This is a genomic window from Methylophaga sp. UBA1464 (assembly GCF_002325665.1).
Lineage (GTDB): Bacteria > Pseudomonadota > Gammaproteobacteria > Nitrosococcales > Methylophagaceae > Methylophaga.
Genome location: NZ_DCSO01000068.1, coordinates 25,339 through 27,122, shown reverse-complemented (window position 1 = coordinate 27,122; position 1,784 = coordinate 25,339). Strand labels below are relative to the sequence as shown.

The window sequence follows — 1,784 nt, the reverse complement described above, 5'->3', positions numbered from 1 at the left end:
GCGACAGATAAACCGGCTTGTCCAATCTCAACATGCTATTAACAAGTTCAATATTTGATAATTCAACTGAAGGCACTTTGAAAAAGTCAAAGGACGCTAAATCATCATTAAAGTCGAGCATATCCTGCGTATCAAAGAAACTAATCCCAACTGCAAGCCCGAGCTGTTTGCCCTGTCCTGTTAGTGACAATATAGTATCTGGTGAAAGGTAATTCCGACGAATTTCCGTCAGCAACATCTCATCGCCAATTTGTTTCGCATCATCAGCATAGGCATTTTCAAGGTTCCGATATTGAAACTTGACTCCCCATACACCGGCATTGGAGGCTGCTTTTATAAGATCCATTGCCTTATCGGCATCACCATCGTGATTAATGCCGATTTCTGCGATTATTTTTATATCCATTATCAAAAACTACATATCCTGATTTAGAAGTTAATTTTTATGTTTTTTACGATTTAAGGTGTGATCCTGCACTTGATCACCAAGGATTCTTTTTGAGGCATTTCCTGTCCATTTGTTTATGTTCAGGAATGATTTTAACCACCAGCCAGCTGATAAGGGTTTGTCACTATAGCGTCGTAGATTTTTAGGGTGTGTATGTCCTCTGAGCACGCGTCTTTCTTGATCAGGTTGAACAATGCCACCTCGATGGAAACCATCGGAATCAAATATCAATAGATCCCCGGCTTTCAATTCAAGTGATACAGGGTTTCTTATTAACGACTCATCAATATCATTCGGAATATCCTCTACTCCACAACCTTGAGAGAGATGAAATCCCGCTCGATAATGCCCTTCCCAATGTGTGCTGGGGCAATACTCAAAAGCACCATTTTCTTTAGTTGTATCCGTTAAGTAAAACCAAAATTTGATCGACTGCATCCTGTCAAAATGCCATGGAAGAATTGGAGTTTCAGCTGGTTTTTCGTGCGTTGCAAAAACCTCATCATTAAAATCTATTTCATGTGGTGCAAAGTAGGCTTCTGCGATTTTTTTCAAAAAGTCATTACGAAACAGCTTTGTAATCTCAGGGAAATCGGTCAATGCATCATTGTGCCATGGAGAAAATCTTGCGGTTCGACCATCAGGATTCATCGGATGGCCACTTTGAGAAATAATAGCTTTCGATGGATTAATGAGAATTTTTTCGAATTCTGTATTTATTAATCCAAGTTCACCTTCGGATATAAAGTTAGGAACATGTGTAATTCCAAAATTACGCATGTTTTTAACTGCCGAATCAATATCTTGTGAGCACGTAAAATCATAACTTTGCATTTGCATTGCCTTTTACCGACTTCAGTAAACCTCTGAATTTCGAAAATAATTTCTTAAATGATGACTTACTATCTGGTTGATATGTAAAACACGAAAACCTTTCATCATATAAAAAATCTGACTGAAGCGTTTTAGAGTTTCTATGATAAACATGCTCTGAAACATCAAGTTCAAAACCAGCCTGTTTAATTTTTTCTTCTATCAGAGGCTGAACACTTAAATCAAGATGAACAACATCTGCCATAAATTGAGATTTGATAGAATCATGATTCATAATATCTTCCATGATATCGATAAAAGGTATTTTATTGTTGCTACAGATAATTCTTAATTTTTTATTAAAGCAGTCTACATATTTATTTTGTTGAATTCGTTCGGAAGGAGTAATGTTAAATACAAGGATTTGTATATTAAAATTTTTTTTGGCCCATGTGAGAAAATCTCCATACCTTTGTGCACTTCGACTCAAGAGTTCAAAAGGCTCAGCAATCTCTTCAGAGGT

The 1,784-nt window shown here is 36.7% G+C and carries 3 protein-coding genes; all 3 read right to left on the bottom strand.

Annotation, left to right across the window (positions count from 1 at the left end):
* Positions 1-406: N-acetylneuraminate synthase family protein (locus tag B3O33_RS08215; protein ID WP_292363372.1), on the bottom strand; the 406-nt coding region annotated here is incomplete at its 3' end.
* 30 nt (positions 407-436) lie between these two features.
* Entirely contained in the window at positions 437-1,282 is an 846-nt protein-coding gene (locus B3O33_RS08210; protein WP_292361483.1) for a phytanoyl-CoA dioxygenase family protein, read from the bottom strand.
* The coding region (locus B3O33_RS08205; protein ID WP_292363371.1) for a hypothetical protein at positions 1,269-1,784 on the bottom strand (516 nt) is incomplete at its 5' end. The genes B3O33_RS08205 and B3O33_RS08210, both read right to left, overlap by 14 nt.